This window comes from Gordoniibacillus kamchatkensis (genome assembly GCF_000829455.1).
Lineage (GTDB): Bacteria > Bacillota > Bacilli > Paenibacillales > NBRC-103111 > Gordoniibacillus > Gordoniibacillus kamchatkensis.
In genome coordinates this window covers 141,275-159,346 of the sequence record NZ_JXAK01000002.1, presented here as the reverse complement: position 1 = coordinate 159,346, position 18,072 = coordinate 141,275, and the positions used below count along the sequence as shown (strand labels likewise).

Genomic DNA, 18,072 nt, shown 5'->3' with positions numbered 1-18,072 from the left:
GCGCCTCGTCCCGCATTCAGGAAATTCGCTTCTTCGGAAATTTGATCGAAAATACGTCTCCTTCTTCGGAGTTAAAAGCTTCAATGGTTCCGTCATGCTTCTGCACTGTTAAAAAGCAGTAGGTGAGCCCCAGTCCGAAGTTGCCCTCCGTTTGCTTTGTCGTGTAGAACGGCGAAAAAACTTTCTCCAGATCGTCCTTGCTAAGCCCTTTGCCGGTATCTGCGAATTCGATGCGTACGCCTCCACGAAACCGATACATTCCGATGCGAAGGATTTTGGGCCGCGCTTCCCCGTTCATCGCTTCGACGGCGTTGCGGATCAGGTTGACAAACACTTCTCGCAGATGGACCGGATCGCAGATCAGCTGCACATCGGTGCCGTAATCTTCCTTGATCTCGACCTGTTTTTTTCGCAGCAGGCTTTCTTGCGAGCGCAGCGCTTCGTCAAGGATGCGGCGCAGCGAAACCGCGCTTTCGATCAGGTGGAAATCTTCTACGTGCGATTGCACGCGGCGCACCATTTGCAGCAGCTGCTGCGATTCGGACTGGATCAGCTCCAGCTCCGCTTCGGCATCGCCGGCTGCGGATATTGCGGTGCGCGCTTTGCCCGCCAACATATCGATATTGACGGCGCGGTTTTTGATATAGTGGCTCAGCATCGCCGTTCCCGACGCATGATGCGAATGGTGCGGTCGAGCCTCCTCGTCTCGATGACGATTTTCATGCCGAGCGCCCCGATGCGCAGCGCATTGCCGATAAATGTGAGAATCGCGACGATCGAAACCAGAAACATGATCGGCTCGAAACGTTCCGGATTGGGCAGCAACGCTTTGGCACCGTAACCGAATATCGCGCCAGCAACGAGAGGCGGCGCGAAAATAAAGAACGTAATCCACCGGTCTTTGCGCTGCAGCGGATCCCGCTCGTGGGTGGCCGCCAGCAAAAGCAGGACGCAAGTGAACAAAAAATACGGTATGGCCCACAAGGCGATCCACAAAAAATTAAGACGATAATGGCTGCCAAGCGGAGTAAGCAAAAACGTTGCGGCCGCAGGAAGAGCGAGCAGCACCGCCGTTTGCAGCTTGCGGCGCGGGTGCAGCCAGCCGTAGTAATCAAGCGCGAACATGATCAAAAGATACGGCGGCGCGATTTGCAAGTTTTCTGCGAGAAACTGTGCGAGTACGTCGAGAAACAGGCGCACCTGCGGGCCCAAAACGACCTCCGGGTCCGATAACACATTCGACTTGATGATGGCCTCAATGTCTCCCCCACAAACAGTGAGCACCAGCAACACAGTCCACCGCATCGGGCTGCCTCTCGGCATTCTCAAATAGATCAGAGCGGCAGTCACGGAGAAGCAAAGGAGTTGGATCCAGACCATAGGAATAAGTGCCCCTTCAAAAAGAGTATGGAGCGTGCGGCAGTCATTGGATAATATTTAATTTCCGCGCCAGCTCGACGACTTCCGCCGTGTTGTGCCGCTTCAGCCGCAGCCATTCGAGATACGGAAACTTCCCCTTGAGCAGCTTCGTCAGCTTGAAAATTTCGTTGTTCACCGACTGCTCCGTGTAGAACAGCTGCGCGGCAATTTGCTTGCGGTCCAGGCCTTGGCTTAACAAGGTCAGAATGCGCAGCTGCTGGCTCGTGATTTTGCTGCGGATATCCCCGTTGTTCCACTCCGTAAGCGCGGCGAGCACTTTCGGGGCGGCGGAATGGTGAATGGAAGTTTCATTGCGGAATGCTTGCCGTATCGCTTCGGGAATATCCCGGTAATACTCTTTCATAATGTAATTGACCGCTTTGCCGATGGTGAAAGCATGCAGCACGAGCTGCTCGTCATCCAACGACGTGAGCACGATGATTTTCATATGTGTCGGTTCATTGCGCAAATCGATAGCCGCTTCCAGCCCTTCCGCGCTCCCCCCGCCCGACAAATTCAAATCGAGCAGCAGCACGTCGAACGTTTGGCGGCGCAAGAGGCTCGCCAGCTCCTCCCGGCTTGACGCCGTGCCCGTGACCTTCATGTCCGGCTCGCTATCGATTGTTTCCCCCAGCAGCTCCCGAAACAACAGATCATCTTCGCATAATCCGACCCGTATCGTCATACGACAACCTCTCACCGCATTTTATCAATTCTGGAATCATTATCGACCAGAAATAGGAAGAAATAAAGCGTGCATTTTACCATATTCGAATCCGCGCGAAAATACTCAATTATTCGAGGATATCGGGGCAGCCGAATGGAGCCGTAAAATAAATCAGGTCGTTAATTAAGGTGAGAGGAAGGTAGTTATGAGGTTTGCGCGCTTTTTCCTGCTCTTTGCGCTCGTCTTCAGCTTGACCGCAGCGACTGTCATTGTCCCGGTCAGCGCCGACAGCACGTCTACAACCATTTCGGAGGTGACCATCATCCCCAAATCGGTCACGCTCACCGTCGGGACCCCTGTCCAGCTGAAAATTTCGCTTAGCCCTTCTACGGCAACCTACACTACGGCAGTCTGGTCTTCAGACAATCCGGCGATAGTATCCGTAGACGCTGCTACAGGCTTAGCCAAGGCGCTTTCCCCAGGCACGGCCGTCATCACCTGTACAGTCGACGGTGTCGCCAAGGGCAGCCGAATCATTACGGTGACGGGTGGTACGACCTCATCCGGAGGTTCTACTTCAACCGGAGGCTCGACTTCGTCCGGAGGCAGCACCACTACGACTACTTCGTCGGGCATTACTTGGGTGAGCGTATCCCCGAGCGCGAGCACCGTTTTTGCCGGGTCCGTGGTGTCGCTTACCTACTCGGTGACGCCCTCGACGGCAACGAATTATACGGTGTCGTGGACGAGCAATAACCCGGCCGTGGCAACAGTTAACACCTCAGGCGTAGTGAAGGGCGTATCCCCGGGTACAGCCGTCATCACCGCCTCGGCCGGAGGCAAGAACGGGTCCAGCACGATCACGGTTACGGCTTCCACTTACGGAACCCAGGGAGCCGGATCCGTGGTGGCGTCCCACCCCCGCCTGTGGGTCACTTCCAACGATTTAGCGCGCTTGCGCGGTTGGGCCACCCCCAGCAATCTAATGTATAAAAATGCAACCTTGCCAGCTTTACAGCAAGCGATCAGCACCTACAATACGAAGTTTTTCCCTAACGGAGCGCCGAATCCGGTTTGGCCGGACCCGGGCAACCCGTTCGTGAACGGCTATGTGACCGAGGCTTACGCCGAATTTTTCGCTTATATGTCCTTGGTCGATCCCGACCCGACGCCCGCGCCACTTACGCCGGCTACGCCCGCAACTTGCTTATGCATGCGATCCACGCCGTCCAGGCAGGCATGAACGATCCGAACGATCAGAATTGGGGTTCTTACAATTTTGCCGTACGGGATCGGGCGCGGTGGCACGGCGAAGGCTTCGCCCTGACGGTAGACTGGATCTATTCTTACCTGACCGCCCAAGACAAGGCCGACATTCAGAAAGTATTCTTGTACTGGGCGAATGCGATCAACACGCAGTATCAGTCGCCCATCGACCACGGGTTGAACGGGGTGCCGGACACCGGCCCGAAAGCCCGCAACGCGACCAACAACTATTATACCGGACTGTTCCGAAACCTGGTGATGATGGTGTTAAGCCTCGATCCCGCGGACGATCCGCCGGTAGATCCGACGAAAGACGCGCTGGCCTGGGGCAATTCGCTCAGAAGCTACATGCCGTATATCCAAAACCGCTGGATGAAGCAATTGTACGCGCAGTACGGGCCGGGAGGCGCGGCTGAGGGCGGAGCCCATCCCGAAGGATCGTACTACGGGCTGGAGAACATGGGCTTTTTCCGGCAAGCGATACTTGCACTCGAGACGGCCGGCTACAACGATCCGTCTGTTTCCGGCCCGTACATCGACATCACCGACATGCCGTTCTGGGACGGTCTGATCGACGCTACGATCAAATCGACGCCCAACAATCCGGTGATCGTGCCGCCAAGCTCCTATATGGGCAAAGTGTTCCAGATCGACAATTACGGGGACAATCAGCACTTCTGGCTGCCGGACGCTTCTCTCACTCAAAGCTTTGCACCGATGGGAATTTACGACGGCCTCAAAGGCAATACGGCCCGCCTCAATACGGATAAGTGGCTGGTTCGGGACTTCGCTCCGGGCGGGGCTCCGTATTTGTATGCCCACGCGGCGAACATTTGGCCGAATAACTATGCTTCGCTGGCGATTTTCTACTTCATGCTGTTCGATCCGAACGCTCCGGCGCCGGCCGATCCGCGTCCCGGCATGAGCACAAGCTTCTTCGCCAAAGGAATGGGCCGAATGGCCGACCGGACGTCGTGGTCTGCGGGCGCTTCTCTGTTTACATTTTTGAGCAGCCACCAGAGCGTAGGCCATCAGCACGGCTATAGCGGCATGTTCGGCTTCAACCGCAAAAACGAATGGCTCACGAAGGAGCTGACCCAGTATGCATCCGACAACAAGGGGCTCGCTTCGGAATTCCATAACACGCTCTCGCTCAAAAACGACGATCTCCCCGCTTCCGCGCTGAGCAGCGAATGGTGGGCGGCGGAGATCAACAAGCGCGGCGGGCAATGGGTCTATGCGGGCTATAACAACGGCGACCCAACTTTGACTACAAGCATGCAGAACGACTACGATTATGCCCAGACCGATCTGACGAATTTGTACAACAACCCTTACGGGGCGAAGGACATTCTCCACGCCAGCCGCTCGATCGTTTGGCTCAAGCCCGATATGATCGTGATCTATGACCGGGCCGCCTCCGGTACGGACGGACGCTTCAAACGGTTCAACCTGTGGCTGCCGTCGCAGCCAACGATCACCGGCAATACGGCGAGCGCGCTTTCGCTGAGCGGAACGCAGAAGCTGAATGTGACTTCGCTGCAGCCGGCCGGCGGAGCCTTGACGGTCACCTCGTCCACTTATGAGCCGATTAATGCGATCGCCTCGGATGAGCCGATGCATGCCAAGCTGGTGATCGAGGACCCGACTAATCCGAAGAACGTGCGCTTCCTGACCGTGCTGGAAGGCCTCGATGCGGGCGCCAGTCCGTCGCAAGCCGTCGGCATTCAGAGCAGCGGCGGTACGGCCTTCGCGGGAGCTGCGGTCAATCAGACAGCCGTCCTGTTCCCGGTCGACATCGCCAAGCCGTTCAGCGGCGTAACGTACACGGTACAGTCCGGCGTATCGAAACAGCTCGTCACAGGCCTGACGCCGAACGCCAAATACGACGTTGCCGTTCAAAACGCGGCGGACGGCGTACAAATTACCGTAACGCAAGGCTCCACCTATCAGCCGATAGCGGCGGCGTGCTGGAGTTCGGCAATTAATCGCGATTGAAAAAAATCCGTGCACGCGGCTGAATCTAGCCGAAGTGCACGGACTTTTACTTGATCGGGGTCGTGTTGCCCCCTCGGTCCCCGGCAGCGAAACGCTGATGCATTACCGCGGCGCTAAGCGGGGAATAAGCAGCACGGTCCTTGAAAACGAAGAAGGAAAGCTTTCTTCATTTTGCAAGGCGGTGTCAGCTCTCGAGGGAAATATCCTTCTCCTCTTGCTGCCGATAAAGGTCCGCCGGAATGATGCGAAATACTTGCACGTATAGGATGGAGCTGAGAACGGTAACCAGAAAAATGAACCCGAACACTACGAGCGGCGAGAACCATGACGAAAGAAAAATCGTGACCGGAGCGATAAACCTGCCGACAAAAAACTGAAGATTGGCTGCGCCCATATACTGGCCTCTGGCATGGACAGGCGCGTATTTGCTAACGAAGCTGTCGGTAACAGGGCTGCGAGAAAGCTCGCCGATCGTAAATATAACCGTGAAAACAAACAGCAGCCATACATGCGTCGTGAGACCGATCATCAACATCCCCGCTCCGAACAGCAGCGAAGACATGATGAGAACGTTGCGCTCGGGCCACTTTTCGAACAGTTTCGTCACCGGCATAACGCACAGCACGAACAATAAGCCGTTGAGCCCAAGCATCCATCCGAACACCTGCTCGCTGCTGAGGTTGAACGTCCAGCCGCGGAAAGCGAGCAGCGTCTGGGCAGGGACATACTCTTTGACATAAAACGCCAGATACATATCCAGCTGCATAAAGGCGATGGTGACCAGAATCCCTGCACAAATATAAAGTGCAAACACCTTGTCCCTAAAGATAACGCCGTAGCTTTGCACTTGTTCCTTCAGAATAGCGGGCAGCTTGCTGCCCGACCGGTTCATCTTGGCCGATGGCGGAAGCGTCTCCCGAATCCATGCCAGGATGGCTACGAAATATAACAAAGTTACGATCGTGCAGGTCCACAGAAGCTCATTCCGGTATTGGAAGAAGAAGACGGAACCAAGCGCCGGTCCAAACACCGCCCCGATGTTCCTGCCTGTTACAAAAGTGGCAAACACCATCCGCCTGTCCTTTTCGGGAGTCACGTCCGCCACCATGGCCGAGCTTCCCGGCGTATAAATCGCTCCCCCCAAGCCAAGGCCGATATAGGCAATATATTCCAGCCAGTGCGAAGAGGAGAGCGCAAATGCCGCGAACATGAAAGTTTGCAAAAAAGCGCCCAGCAGCATGGCCGGCCTCCGCCCCCACCGGTCGGACAAATACCCGCCAAACAAGCTTCCCAGCAAACTGATCAGAGGAGGCACAGCCATCAGCATGCTCGCTATGGATTTGCCGAAGGCGTCGCTAAAAAACAGCGTAATAAAGGGGAAATACATCCAGAACAGCATGTTGAAGAGCGAATCGCCGATTAATCTGATTTTTAAATTAAGGTCCCATTTGAACCAGTTCATGCAAGGGGGTCCCTCTCTTTTGCAAAAAGTGGTGGAAAAAGGAAGAGCTTCAAAGGTATCATAATCAATGCGGATTGACAAGGTCTTTTTCGGGTTGTTCGAGAAAGTATGCTGCGCTGCGGCTTGGGAATGGGTCCCCAGCTTTGCCCGCGCTCGTGTTGCCTCGAAATTGAACATATCGTGGAACCACGAGTTCAAAAGTTGATGCTTGCGATGCCAGTTTTGCTGCGCAACACTTGCAGCTCACCTACCCACTTTTCTATCATCCGCTCCGCGTTTTCGGGCAGCCTGTATTTTTCGGGAAATGGGCGATATTTGAAGCATTTCCTTGCCGATACGGTAATTTATTGGTTCAAGTTTCACTCCGATTCCTGGCCGTGTACCCGAACAGGCGTTGCAGATGGCGCAATAAAGCCCATTTTTCGTTAAACAAAGACTGTACGGACGCTGATCTGGTGCCAAAAAGGGAAAGGCAAGTCCTGGCTCTGATTCGGAACAGTCGTTGCTGATAACATATAAAGTCCATAGTCGCTAATCAAAGACTGTACGGACACTGATTTGGTGCCAAAATGGAAAAATCCGACTCCAGCGACTCGAAGGTCGCTCCATGCGAATTTTTGTCGCTAATTATGGAATAAGTGGTCCTTGCGCGTTCATTCCGTCAAATCGGCGCCTAATAGCGCCCCGCGGGACGCTGCATAGCGAACCGGTTCTTTAACAGAACAGCCCTTAATAGAACAGCCTCCCTGGCTTCCGAAACAAAGTCGCCCGGCTTGTCTGCTTCAATGCCAACCACTCAACAAGTGGTCCTTGCACCTTCATTCCGTCAAATCAGCGCCTAGTAGCGCCCCGCAATACACTGCATAGCGAAGCGATTCTTTAGCCTTCCTGCCTAGCGAAACAAAGTCGTCCGGCTTGTCTGCTTCAATGCCAGCCTGCAACGCCTTATTATCGATGAGCCAGACCCACCCGGGAGCATTTTTAAGGATGAGCGGGCGTCCAAGCTTTACATGGCCAAGCCCGCTTCGTAAGCCACGCCACGATATTTACGCCAATCGAACAAACTTGCCGGCGAAAATAAAAATCTCCTGAAAGGAGTTATCTTCAGGAGAGCGATTGTACGTTAGATTCAAGCTGTTGTCCACTACACGCGCGAAAAGGTCCTGTTATATGCGGCTCACCACCGCATTGTAACAGGACCTTTTTCCTTACCGCAGCGCCTTCATCGCGATGTCGGTGCGATAGTGCTTGCCTTCGAAGCGGATTTTGTCCGCTTCGGCGTAAGCCTGCTGCCGCGCCTCCGCGATATCGCGGCCGAGACCGGTGACGCCGAGCACGCGGCCGCCGTTGGTGACGAGCGTGCCGTCTTCGCCCACGGCCGTTCCGGCGTGGAACACGAGCGCGTCCTGCACGTCGGCGAGACCTTCGATAGGCAGGCCTTTCTTATACGAGCCCGGATAGCCGCCGGAGGCGAGGATGACGCATACGGCTGCCTGCTCGCTCCAGCGGATGTCGAGCTCGGCCAGCGTCCCGTCCAGCGTGGCGATCACGATGTCGAGCAGCGGCGTCTCCAGCCGCGGCAGCAGCACTTGCGTCTCCGGATCGCCGAAGCGGGCGTGAACTCGATCGTCTTCGGCCCCTGCTCCGTTATCATGAGCCCGGCGTACAGCACGCCGCGGAACGGCCGGCCTTCGGCGACCATCGCCCGCGCCGCCGGCTTCACGATCGTCTCGATCGCTTCGTCGACGATTGCCTGCGGGATATGAGGCACCGGCGAGTACGTGCCCATCCCGCCCGTGTTCGGCCCTTTGTCGCCGTCGAACACCGGCTTATGGTCTTGCGAAGGAACCATCGGCCGCACCGTTTCGCCGTCCACGAAGGCGAGCAGCGACATTTCCTGCCCCTCAAGAAACTCTTCGATGACAACGGCGTTGCCGGACTCGCCGAACACTTTGTCGACCATAATGTCGCGCAAAGCTTTCTCCGCCTCTTCGTAGGAACGGGCGACGATAACGCCCTTGCCTGCGGCGAGGCCGTCCGCTTTTATGACGATCGGGATGCGCTGCCGCTTGAGGTAAGCGAGCGCCGGCTCGAACGCTTCGAACGACTCGTACTCTGCCGTCGGGATGCGGTACTTGCGCAGCAGCTCCTTCGTGAATACTTTGCTGCCTTCGATGATAGCCGCGTTTTTGCGCGGTCCGTAAGCGCGGATGCCGCGTTCCTCGAGGTAGTCGACAAGCCCCGCGGACAGCGGATCGTCCGGTGCCACGAACACGAGGTCGATGCCGGTTTGCTTGGCGAAAGAAGCGATGGCGCCGAACTCCAGCTCGCCGATCGGCACGCACTCCGCCAGCGCAGCGATGCCGCCGTTGCCGGGGGCGCAGTAAAGCTTCGTAATCTGCGGGCTTTTGCGCAGTGCCCATACGATTGCGTGCTCGCGGCCTCCGCGGCCGATAACCATTACTTGCACGGGCCTCCCCCTCCTGGCTTACTTGTTGATGACCGTCAGCGCGGCTTGGCCGTTATCGCGGCGGATCGTTTTGACGAGCAGCGAGATTTTGTTATCGTCGTTGAGCAGTTCCCAGTAAAAGCGCGCCGTCTTGTCCGCGTCGTCAAACAGCGGCGCCAGCTTCGGCTCGCCCGCAAACGACGGCAGCGGATTGCCGTCCCCTTCGTACGTGGAGATGAAATGGCCGTAGCCGGGAATCGCATTCTCGTAGTGAAAATATTGCCGCTTCGTCTGCGTCTCGTCGTTCTCGTTCGATTTGAGGATCGACAGCTTGTAGGCGTTCTGCTTGTCGTTCAAATCGACGATCCCGGAAATGCGCGGCGTGAAATTCGGGCCGTCCGGCTCGTACGTACGCGTCGCGAGCGCCTGCTCGAACGTGCCGCCCGCTTGCAGCGCGTCAAAAATCGTATCGGTCTGGTCGCCGTTCGTCACGATATGCGCGCCGTTCGTATGGCGAACCGGGTAGTAAATGATGAGCGACGGATCGGACAGCTTCGCCGGGTCGCGCGCTTCCGTCCGCAGGAAGCCGTTGTCTTCGGCGACGAAAATCCGGTTGCGGCTGTTTTCGCTGCGCCCCATGATCCAGTACACTTGCACGTATTTCGAGCCGTCCGGCGTGAGGCCGATAATGATGCCCCGCCCCGGGTACGGATTATGCTTCAAATCGCTGATCGTGCGTTCCGCCAACGCTTGCCATGCTGCCGCCATAACGCCAAGCTCCCTTCTCTTTCGCATAGGCTCGTAAGCCGGATTAGTGGTGGAACAGCCGGACGCCGGAGTACACCATGACCATGCCGTATTCGTTGGCCGCCTGCACCACTTCCTCGTCGCGCATCGAGCTGCCGGCCTGCACGACGTACTTGACGCCGCTGCGGCTGGCGCGGTCGATGTTGTCGCGGAACGGCAGGAATGCATCCGAGCCGTAGGCGACGCCGGTCAGGCCGCTGAGCCATTCGCGCTTTTCCTCGCGCGTCAGGCGGCGCGGCACTTCCTCGAAGCATTGTTCCCAGCTTTTCTGCTCGATCGGCGTCAGCTCTTCTTCGAGCCACAGGTCGATCGCGTTGTTTTGCTCGGCGCGCGGCAGTCCAGGTTTGAACTTCATGCTCAGCGCGATCGGATGCTGGCGGAGATACCAGCGGTCGGCCTTGTCGCCGGCGAGCCGGGTGCAGTGGATGCGCGACTGCTGGCCCGCGCCGATGCCGATCGTTTGCCCGTCCAGCGCGTAGCAGATCGAGTTCGATTGCGTATATTTGAGCGTGATGAGAGCTACGAGCAGATCGCGCTTGGCGCTGTCCGGCAGCTCCTTGTTTTCGGTTACGATGCGCTCGAACGACGATTCGTCCAGCTCCGCGTTGTTGCGCTGCTGCTGCAGTGTAAGACCGAACAACGTGCGCGTTTCGATCGGGTCCGGAACGTAGTCGGGATCGATTTGCAAAATGAGGTACTTGCCGGACTTCTTTTGCTTCAAAATGTCCAGCGCTTCCGGCGTATAGCCCGGCGCCACGACCAGGTCGGACACTTCGCGCTTCAGCAGCTGCGCCGCCTGCGCGTCAACGGTGTCGCTAAGCGCTGCGGCGTCGCCGAACGACGACATGCGATCGGCGCCGCGCGCCCGGGCGTAGGCGGTCGCCAGCGGCGACAGCTCCGCGCCTTCGACGAAGTACGCTTTGGCCAGCGCAGGCGAGAGCGGCGCATAGACTGCCGCCCCGGCCGGGCTGACGTGTTTGAAAGAAGCGGCGGCAGGCAGCCCTGTCGCTTTGCGCAGCTCGCGCACGAGCTGGAACGCGTTGAGCGCGTCGAGCAAATTGATGAAGCCAGGATCGCCATTCAGCACATGAATCGGCAGCGGCTTGCCGCCTGCGGTCAGCTTTGCGTCTTTCTGGTGGGGGTTCATGCCGTATCGCAAGGAAAGCTCTCTCACTTCAGACATTCGTTTTCTCCCGTCCTTATCTCGTTTATTGAATGCGTACCGTACGTCCGTCTTCCAGCAGCGTTGCGCGGTTTTGTTTGATGAGGCCTATGACAAGCGGATACAGCTCGTGTTCGATGGCATGGATGCGCGCGGCAAGCGTATCGGCGGTATCGTCCTCGCGAATTTCGATCGCGCGCTGGGCGATAATCGGGCCCGTGTCCATGCCGCCGTCGACAAAATGAACGGTGACACCCGTCACTTTGACGCCGTGCGTCAAAGCTTGCCCGATCGCATCGACGCCGGGGAACGACGGCAGCAGCGACGGGTGAATGTTGACGATGCGTCCGTCAAAAGGCTCGAGAAGCGTTGCCGATATGATTCGCATGTAGCCGGCCAGCACGATCAGATCGATGCCGCGCCGCTGCAGCTCGCCTACGATCATTCGCTCGTATTCCTCGCGGGAGCCGTAGTCTTTCGGCCGAAACGCCAGCACGTCGATGCCGGCGTGTTGCGCCCGCTCTACGGCTTTGGCCTTTGGCCGGTCGCAGACGAGCAGCTCGACGCTGACGTCAAGCCGTCCGGCGCGTACCGCATCGACGATCGCCTGAAAGTTCGATCCGCTGCCGGAGGCGAACACCGCGATCCGGTAAGGGGATGCGGGTGCCTTGGGAGCGCTCCCTTGCAGTTTCATCAGACCGTCGCCCCTCGGAACGTCACCGTTCGATCTCCGGCGATGACGCGGCCGATCCGGTATACGTCTTCCCCCTGCTCGCGCAGCAGCCGGACCGCCGCCTCCGCATCGTCCTCCGCAACGACGACGATCATGCCGCAGCCCATGTTGAACGTGCGGAACATATCGTTGTTGGAAACGTCGCCGGCTTGTTGCAGCAGTTGGAATATCGGCTGGATCGGCCATGAGCCGTAATCGATCTCGACACCGGTGCCGTCCGGCAGGACGCGCGGAATATTTTCCAGAAAGCCGCCGCCGGTAATGTGCGCCATCCCTTTGACCCGTACCGTCTCCATGAGACGGAGCAGCGGCTTCACGTAAATGCGCGTAGGCTCGAGCAGCACATCGCCCAAAACGGCTCCGCCAAGCTGATCGAGCCGGTCGGTCAGTTTATAGCCCTTGCGCTCCAGCAGCAGCCGGCGCACGAGCGAGAAACCGTTGCTGTGCACGCCGCTCGAAGCGAGGCCGAGGACGGTATCGCCGGGCCGGATCGCACGGCCGTCGACGATGTTTTTCTTGTCGGCGATGCCGACGGTGAAGCCTGCGATGTCGTACTCGCCTTCCGCGTACATGCCGGGCATCTCCGCCGTCTCGCCGCCGATCAGAGCACAGCCTGCCTGGCGGCAGCCGTCCGCGATACCGCTGACGATCGCCTCGATCTTCTCCGGAATCACTTTGTCGCACGCCAAATAGTCAAGGAAAAAAAGCGGCTCCGCGCCTTGCACAACGACGTCGTTGACGCACATCGCCACCGCGTCGATGCCGATCGTATCGTGCTTATCCATCGCGAACGCCAGCTTCAGCTTCGTGCCGACGCCATCCGTACCGGAGACGAGCACCGGCTCATCATATTTGTCTTTGTTCAGCCCGAAGAGCGCGCCGAAGCCGCCAAGCTCCGTCAGCACCTCCGGCCGGAACGTCGTCTTGACGTGCTTTTTCATCCGTTCGACCGCCTCGTTGCCTGCGGCGATGTCCACTCCGGCTTGTTTGTACGCGTCCGACACGTGCTACCACTCCTTGAATTTATGAAATATCCTAACTCGGCATGGCGTTGTCCGAAGCCAATAAAGGAACTCGGTTCCGTTAATCAGGGCAAAATGCGGCTTCCCCGCAAAATAACGGCAGCTAGTTCCGCTATCGCCTGCAAAATCGAGCCAACAGCATGTGTAGAGCGGATATAACGGAACACAATTCCGCTATATCCGGGAAATAAGCGGGAAATGAAGGGATAACGGAACATGGTTCCGCTATGGCCGAACGTAAAGCCGCCGTACCAAGAGTGCAGTGGCCTTTCGCCAAATGCAAGTCCGGTCCTGCAGCACGGTCCGCCGAGCTACGCATGCCAACCGCAGATCCGTTCCGCCGCGCGGGCCGCGCAACGGCGATACTCGCCGCAGCGCAGCTTCTGCAAGCAAAGCAACCGCAAGCACAGCGACCGCCGCACAGTCCGCCGTCAATCGCAGCCGCAGCCGCAACCGAGCTTGGCGTCCTCCGCCAGCTCAGTCGGGTAGCGGTTGTCGAAGCACGCCGTGCAGTGGCCGCGGTTTTCCTCCGCCGCCGTCCGCCCGATCGCCTCCAGCAGCCCTTCCTGACTGAGAAAATGAAGCGAATCCGCGTTAATGGCCTTCCGTATTTCCTCCACCGATTTCTGCGCCGCGATCAGCTCCTTGCGATCCGGCGTATCGATGCCGTAAAAGCACGGGTTTTTGAACGGCGGCGACGAAATTCGCACATGCACCTCGGTCGCTCCCGCCTCACGCAGCAAGTTCACGATGCGCAGCGACGTCGTGCCGCGCACGATGGAGTCGTCGATCATGACGACGCGTTTGCCTTCTACCACTTTGCGCACGGCGCTCAGCTTCATTTTGACGCCTTGCTCGCGCAGCTCCTGGCTCGGCTGAATGAACGTGCGGCCGGTGTAGCGATTCTTGATCAGCCCAAGCTCGTACGGGATGCCGGTCTGCTCGGCGTACCCGATCGCCGCCGAGATGGAGCTGTCCGGCACGCCGGTGACGACATCGGCGTCGACGAACGACTCGATGGCCAGCCTTTTGCCCATCCGTTTGCGCGCCGAGTGAATGTTAATGGCGTCAATATCGCTGTCCGGCCGCGCAAAATAAATGTACTCCATAGCGCAAATGGCCCGCTTCTGCCCCTCGGCAAACCGGCCCTCGTGCAAGCCGTCTTGATCCAGCACAAGCAGCTCGCCGGGCTGCACATCGCGCACGACCTGGCCGCCGACCGCATCGAACGCGCACGTCTCGGAGGCGAACAAATACGCGTCGCCGAGACGGCCCATGACGAACGGCCGCAGACCGTTCGGGTCGAGCGCGGCAATCAGCTTATTCTTCGTCAATACGAGGAACGCGTAAGCCCCGACGATTTGGCCGAGCGCATCTTTAACGGCATCAACAATATCGTCGTACTGAGAGCGCGCGATAAGGTGTGCCAAAACCTCGGTATCGCTCGTCGTCTGAAAAATCGAGCCTTGCCGCTCCAGCTTCCGGCGCAGCTCGCCAGCGTTGACGAGGTTCCCGTTCGTGGCGATAGCCAGGTCCCCTTCGCGGTATTTGAACACTAGCGGCTGGGCGTTTTGCAGCTTGCTCTCGCCCGCCGTCGAATAGCGGACGTGAGCGATAGCGCCCGTCCCCTTAAGGCCCGACATGATATCGTTGCTGAATACTTCCTTGACCAGGCCCATGCCTCGGTGATATTCAAAATGATCTTTGTCCGCCGTACAGATGCCGGCGCTTTCCTGGCCGCGGTGCTGCAGCGCATGCAGCCCGTAATAGCACAGCTGGGCGGCATCCGGGTGGCCGAACACGCCGAACACGCCGCACTCCTCGCGCAGCTTGTCGGTCCAGCCGTCGCGCGGCGACGCGCCTTCGTTGTAATACGCGCCGCTCCAGAGCGCAGCACCGTCGGACGCGGCGCCCTCGTTTGCCGCACCCCCGAACGCTGTGCCACCGAACGTCGTTCCGCTTGCCACCGTAGCTGCGGACGCTGGGCTACCTTCTGCTGTTCTGCCCGCCATTGCACCCGCGGACGCGGCGCCAGCGGATACATCACCGGCCGCATCACCGGCCGCAACGCCAGCCGCATTGCCTCGCGCGGGCATAGCGGCGCTGCCGCCTTTACTGCCCTCTTCATCCGCTGCTTTTACTTCATATAGCATGGGATCGCTTCCTTCCAAGCTTTTTCCAACTGAGCGACGTCCGAGCGAACCCCTTCCTTGCCGTTAACCGTAATGCGCAGCTCGCTGCCGCCGACCGTGCCGATCGCCCGGCACGGTACGCCGCGCGCCGCGAGCAGCTCCTGCAGCGCGTCCGCCTTGTCCGGGCGGGCGCTGAGCAGAATGCGCGACTGGCTCTCGCTGAACAGCGCCACGTCCGGGCGCAGCTCCGTCTCGAGCGCTACCGACGCGCCGATGCCCCCGCCGCTGATGCACGATTCCGCAAGCGCGACCGCGAGGCCGCCCTCCGACAAATCGTGCGCCGAAGCGACGAGACCGCCGCGAATCGCTTCCAGCACCGCCTGCTGCAAAGCCCTCTCAACCGCCAAATCCAGCTCCGGCGGGCGGCCTTCCGTCACGCCGTGCAGCACGTACTGCAGCTCGCTGCCGCCAAGCTCCGCTTTCGTATCGCCGAGCAGCAGCACGATATCTCCTTCGGCTTTGAAGCCTTGTGTCGTAATGTGATCGACGTCTTCGACGAGGCCGACCATGCCGACGACCGGCGTCGGATAAATCGCGCCTTTGGCGTTCTCGTTGTAGAGCGATACGTTGCCGCCGATGACCGGCGTCTCGAGCGCGCGGCACGCCTCAGCCATCCCTTCGGTCGCTTGCTCCAGCTGCCAGAAAATATCCGGCTTCTCCGGAGAGCCGAAGTTCAGATTGTCCGTCACCGCGAGCGGCAATGCGCCCGAGCAGACGATGTTGCGCGCCGCTTCGCTTACGGCGATGCGGCCGCCGACCGCCGGGTCGAGGTACACATAGCGGCCGTTGCAGTCCGTCGTCATCGCCAAGGCTTTGCGCGTGCCGGGCACGCCGACGACCGCCGCGTCCGAGCCCGGACGGACGAACGTCTCAGTGCGCACCATCGAATCGTACTGGTTGTATACCCACTCCTTGCTCGCTACCGTCGGCGACGCCAGAATGCGGCGCAGCGTCTCGGTCAAATTTGCCGCCTCGGGATAGCGCAGCGTGTCGATGGCGGCATTTTCGCGGTAGTAGGCCGGCTCCTGCGACGCAGGGTTGTATACCGGGCACTCGTCGACGAGCGCGCCGACAGGCATGTCGCCAACAAGCTCGCCGTGGTGGAACAGCTTCAGGCGGCCGTCGTCGGTCACTTTGCCGACCTTCGCGCAGATGACGCCCCATCTGTCGAAAATCGCCCGCGCCTGCGCTTCATGCTCCGGCCGGATGACGTACAGCATGCGCTCCTGCGATTCGGACAGCATCATTTCGTAAGGGGTCATGCCTTCCTCGCGCTGCGGCACCCGATCGAGATATAGCTCGATGCCGTTACCTGCCTTGGATGCCATCTCGGCGCTGGAGCAGGTGAGTCCTGCCGCGCCCATATCTTGAATGCCGAGGACGATGCCGGAGTCGATCAGTTCCAGGCACGCCTCCATGACGAGCTTCTCCATGAACGGGTCGCCGACTTGCACCGCCGGGCGCTTCGCCTCGGATTCGGCGGTCAGCTCCTCGGACGCGAACGTCGCGCCGTGAATGCCGTCGCGGCCCGTCGCCGGACCGACGTAAAACACCGGGTTGCCGACGCCTTTGGCGACGCCCTTCTGAATTTTATCGTGATCGATGAGGCCGACGCACATCGCGTTGACGAGCGGGTTGCCTTCGTAGCTTTCGTCGAACATCACTTCGCCGGCGACCGTCGGGATGCCGATGCAGTTGCCGTAGCCGGCGATGCCGGACACGACATGCTCGAACAAATACCGCACGCGGTCGTTCTCCAGCCGTCCGAAACGAAGCGAGTTCAGCAGCGCAACCGGCCGCGCCCCCATCGAGAAAATGTCGCGGATAATGCCGCCCACGCCCGTCGCGGCGCCTTGGTACGGCTCGATCGCGGACGGGTGGTTGTGCGACTCGATTTTGAATACGACTGCCTGGTTGTCGCCGATGTCAACGACGCCTGCGCCTTCGCCCGGTCCCATCAGGACGCGCGGACCGGTCGTCGGGAAACGGCGCAGCACCGGCTTGGAATTTTTGTACGAGCAATGCTCCGACCACATGACGCTGAACACGCCGATCTCGACATAGTTTGGCTTCCGCCCGAGGAAGCCGCAAATGCGCGCATACTCGTCGTCGGTGACGCCCATCTGCTTGTAAAGCTTCTGCTCCGCGATTTGCTCCGCGTTCGGCTCTTTAGCCGCCGATAACTGCTGCGCCACTGCGTTCCCTCCATGCGTTCAGTATCGATGTAAACATGCGCTTGCCGTCCGCCGAGCCGAGCAGCTCGTGCACCGCCCGCTCCGGGTGCGGCATCATGCCGACGACATTGCCCGCGCGGTTGCAGATGCCGGCGATATCGTCGACGGAACCGTTCGGGTTGTTGCCCGCCTCGTAGCGGAACACGATTTGGCGATTCGCCTGCAATTCCTTCAGCGTCGCCTCGTCGCAATAATAGTTGCCTTCGCCGTGCGCGATCGGAATGTCGATCAGCTCGTTCTCGGCGTAATCGCGCGTAAACGGCGTTTCGTTGTTCACGACGCGCAGCTTGGCGCTGTGGCAGCGGAATTTCAAAGCTTTGTTGCGCAGCAGCGCACCCGGCAGCAGCCGCGCTTCGGTCAGGATCTGGAACCCGTTGCAAATGCCGAGAATATATTTGCCGTCCTCGGCCGCTTGCTTCAGCGCCCCCATCACCGGAGCGAATTGGGCGATCGCCCCGCATCTGAGATAATCCCCGTAAGAGAAGCCGCCCGGCACCAAAATGGCGTCGTAAGCGGATAGATCCGTCGATGTTTGCCAGACGTAGTCGACCGGTTGACCGATTGTCGATTCAACAGCCTTGTAGCAGTCGATATCGCAGTTCGATCCCGGAAATACCAGCACCGCAAATTTCATGACTCGGTCCCCTTTCAAGTTGGCGAT

13 protein-coding genes and 1 pseudogene are annotated in these 18,072 nt (G+C 59.0%); 2 read left to right on the top strand and 12 right to left on the bottom strand.

The features are described from left to right. Nucleotides 1-16: 16 nt before the first annotated feature. The 3 genes from SD70_RS01955 to SD70_RS01945 all read right to left on the bottom strand — a co-directional run bounded on the left by SD70_RS01955 (nucleotide 17) and on the right by SD70_RS01945 (nucleotide 2,104). Complete coding sequence (locus SD70_RS01955) at nucleotides 17-658, bottom strand: sensor histidine kinase (RefSeq protein WP_041045090.1); 642 nt, start codon at nucleotides 656-658, stop codon at nucleotides 17-19. Beyond that, a complete protein-coding gene (locus tag SD70_RS01950; RefSeq protein ID WP_156157839.1) occupies nucleotides 652-1,305 on the bottom strand; it encodes a hypothetical protein in 654 nt (217 codons plus the stop codon). The genes SD70_RS01955 and SD70_RS01950 overlap by 7 nt, the downstream gene beginning before the upstream one ends. Before the next feature lie 118 nt (nucleotides 1,306-1,423). Further along, nucleotides 1,424-2,104, bottom strand: a complete 681-nt coding sequence (locus tag SD70_RS01945; RefSeq protein ID WP_041045234.1) for a response regulator transcription factor — start codon at nucleotides 2,102-2,104, stop codon at nucleotides 1,424-1,426. A 187-nt stretch (nucleotides 2,105-2,291) separates the two neighbouring features. Here SD70_RS01945 and SD70_RS34430 point away from each other — a divergent pair, with 187 nt between their 5' ends. Both SD70_RS34430 and SD70_RS01930 read left to right on the top strand, forming a co-directional pair. Beyond that, nucleotides 2,292-3,329 (top strand): Ig-like domain-containing protein, encoded by a 1,038-nt coding sequence (locus SD70_RS34430; protein WP_082053053.1) that lies wholly within the window; start codon nucleotides 2,292-2,294, stop codon nucleotides 3,327-3,329. Continuing rightward, nucleotides 3,296-5,350: a hypothetical protein gene (locus tag SD70_RS01930; protein ID WP_156157838.1), complete on the top strand. Its 2,055-nt coding sequence runs from the start codon at nucleotides 3,296-3,298 to the stop codon at nucleotides 5,348-5,350. The genes SD70_RS34430 and SD70_RS01930 overlap by 34 nt, the downstream gene beginning before the upstream one ends. Before the next feature lie 184 nt (nucleotides 5,351-5,534). Here the strand turns inward: SD70_RS01930 and SD70_RS01925 are convergent, their stop codons facing one another. From SD70_RS01925 to purQ, 9 genes and pseudogenes are all read right to left on the bottom strand, one after another. Beyond that, on the bottom strand, nucleotides 5,535-6,812 hold the full coding sequence (locus tag SD70_RS01925; protein WP_041045082.1) for an MDR family MFS transporter: 1,278 nt from the start codon (nucleotides 6,810-6,812) through the stop codon (nucleotides 5,535-5,537). A gap of 1,208 nt (nucleotides 6,813-8,020) precedes the next feature. Further along, nucleotides 8,021-9,282 (bottom strand): annotated as a pseudogene (purD, locus tag SD70_RS01920) (phosphoribosylamine--glycine ligase). An 18-nt stretch (nucleotides 9,283-9,300) separates the two neighbouring features. Then, nucleotides 9,301-10,029 (bottom strand): IMP cyclohydrolase, encoded by a 729-nt coding sequence (locus SD70_RS01915; protein ID WP_052486957.1) that lies wholly within the window; start codon nucleotides 10,027-10,029, stop codon nucleotides 9,301-9,303. 43 nt (nucleotides 10,030-10,072) lie between these two features. Further along, complete coding sequence (locus tag SD70_RS01910) at nucleotides 10,073-11,251, bottom strand: phosphoribosylaminoimidazolecarboxamide formyltransferase (protein ID WP_041045080.1); 1,179 nt, start codon at nucleotides 11,249-11,251, stop codon at nucleotides 10,073-10,075. A gap of 25 nt (nucleotides 11,252-11,276) precedes the next feature. Continuing rightward, nucleotides 11,277-11,924 carry a phosphoribosylglycinamide formyltransferase gene (gene purN / locus SD70_RS01905; RefSeq protein ID WP_052486956.1) on the bottom strand — a complete coding sequence of 216 codons (648 nt, stop codon included), beginning with the start codon at nucleotides 11,922-11,924 and terminating at the stop codon, nucleotides 11,277-11,279. Beyond that, a complete protein-coding gene (gene purM / locus SD70_RS01900) occupies nucleotides 11,924-12,967 on the bottom strand; it encodes a phosphoribosylformylglycinamidine cyclo-ligase (RefSeq protein ID WP_041045078.1) in 1,044 nt (347 codons plus the stop codon). The genes purN and purM overlap by 1 nt, the downstream gene beginning before the upstream one ends. Before the next feature lie 449 nt (nucleotides 12,968-13,416). Continuing rightward, a complete protein-coding gene (gene purF, locus SD70_RS01890) occupies nucleotides 13,417-15,138 on the bottom strand; it encodes an amidophosphoribosyltransferase (RefSeq protein ID WP_231570982.1) in 1,722 nt (573 codons plus the stop codon). Then, on the bottom strand, nucleotides 15,123-17,372 hold the full coding sequence (gene purL / locus SD70_RS01885; RefSeq protein WP_041045074.1) for a phosphoribosylformylglycinamidine synthase subunit PurL: 2,250 nt from the start codon (nucleotides 17,370-17,372) through the stop codon (nucleotides 15,123-15,125). The genes purF and purL overlap by 16 nt, the downstream gene beginning before the upstream one ends. Beyond that, nucleotides 17,347-18,045, bottom strand: a complete 699-nt coding sequence (purQ, locus tag SD70_RS01880) for a phosphoribosylformylglycinamidine synthase subunit PurQ (RefSeq protein WP_041045072.1) — start codon at nucleotides 18,043-18,045, stop codon at nucleotides 17,347-17,349. Before purQ ends, purL begins: the two co-directional genes overlap by 26 nt. Nucleotides 18,046-18,072 lie beyond the last annotated feature (27 nt).

Coding starts and splice junctions, on each gene's coding strand:
- purF (WP_231570982.1), bottom strand. CDS start 15,138: ATGCTATATGAAGTAAAAGCAGCGGATGAAGAGGGCAGTAAAGGCGGC.
- SD70_RS01915 (WP_052486957.1), bottom strand. CDS start 10,029: ATGGCGGCAGCATGGCAAGCGTTGGCGGAACGCACGATCAGCGATTTG.
- purQ (WP_041045072.1), bottom strand. CDS start 18,045: ATGAAATTTGCGGTGCTGGTATTTCCGGGATCGAACTGCGATATCGAC.
- SD70_RS01955 (WP_041045090.1), bottom strand. CDS start 658: ATGCTGAGCCACTATATCAAAAACCGCGCCGTCAATATCGATATGTTG.
- SD70_RS01925 (WP_041045082.1), bottom strand. CDS start 6,812: ATGAACTGGTTCAAATGGGACCTTAATTTAAAAATCAGATTAATCGGC.
- SD70_RS01950 (WP_156157839.1), bottom strand. CDS start 1,305: ATGCGGTGGACTGTGTTGCTGGTGCTCACTGTTTGTGGGGGAGACATT.
- SD70_RS01945 (WP_041045234.1), bottom strand. CDS start 2,104: ATGACGATACGGGTCGGATTATGCGAAGATGATCTGTTGTTTCGGGAG.
- purN (WP_052486956.1), bottom strand. CDS start 11,924: ATGAAACTGCAAGGGAGCGCTCCCAAGGCACCCGCATCCCCTTACCGG.
- SD70_RS34430 (WP_082053053.1), top strand. CDS start 2,292: ATGAGGTTTGCGCGCTTTTTCCTGCTCTTTGCGCTCGTCTTCAGCTTG.
- SD70_RS01930 (WP_156157838.1), top strand. CDS start 3,296: ATGCATGCGATCCACGCCGTCCAGGCAGGCATGAACGATCCGAACGAT.
- SD70_RS01910 (WP_041045080.1), bottom strand. CDS start 11,251: ATGTCTGAAGTGAGAGAGCTTTCCTTGCGATACGGCATGAACCCCCAC.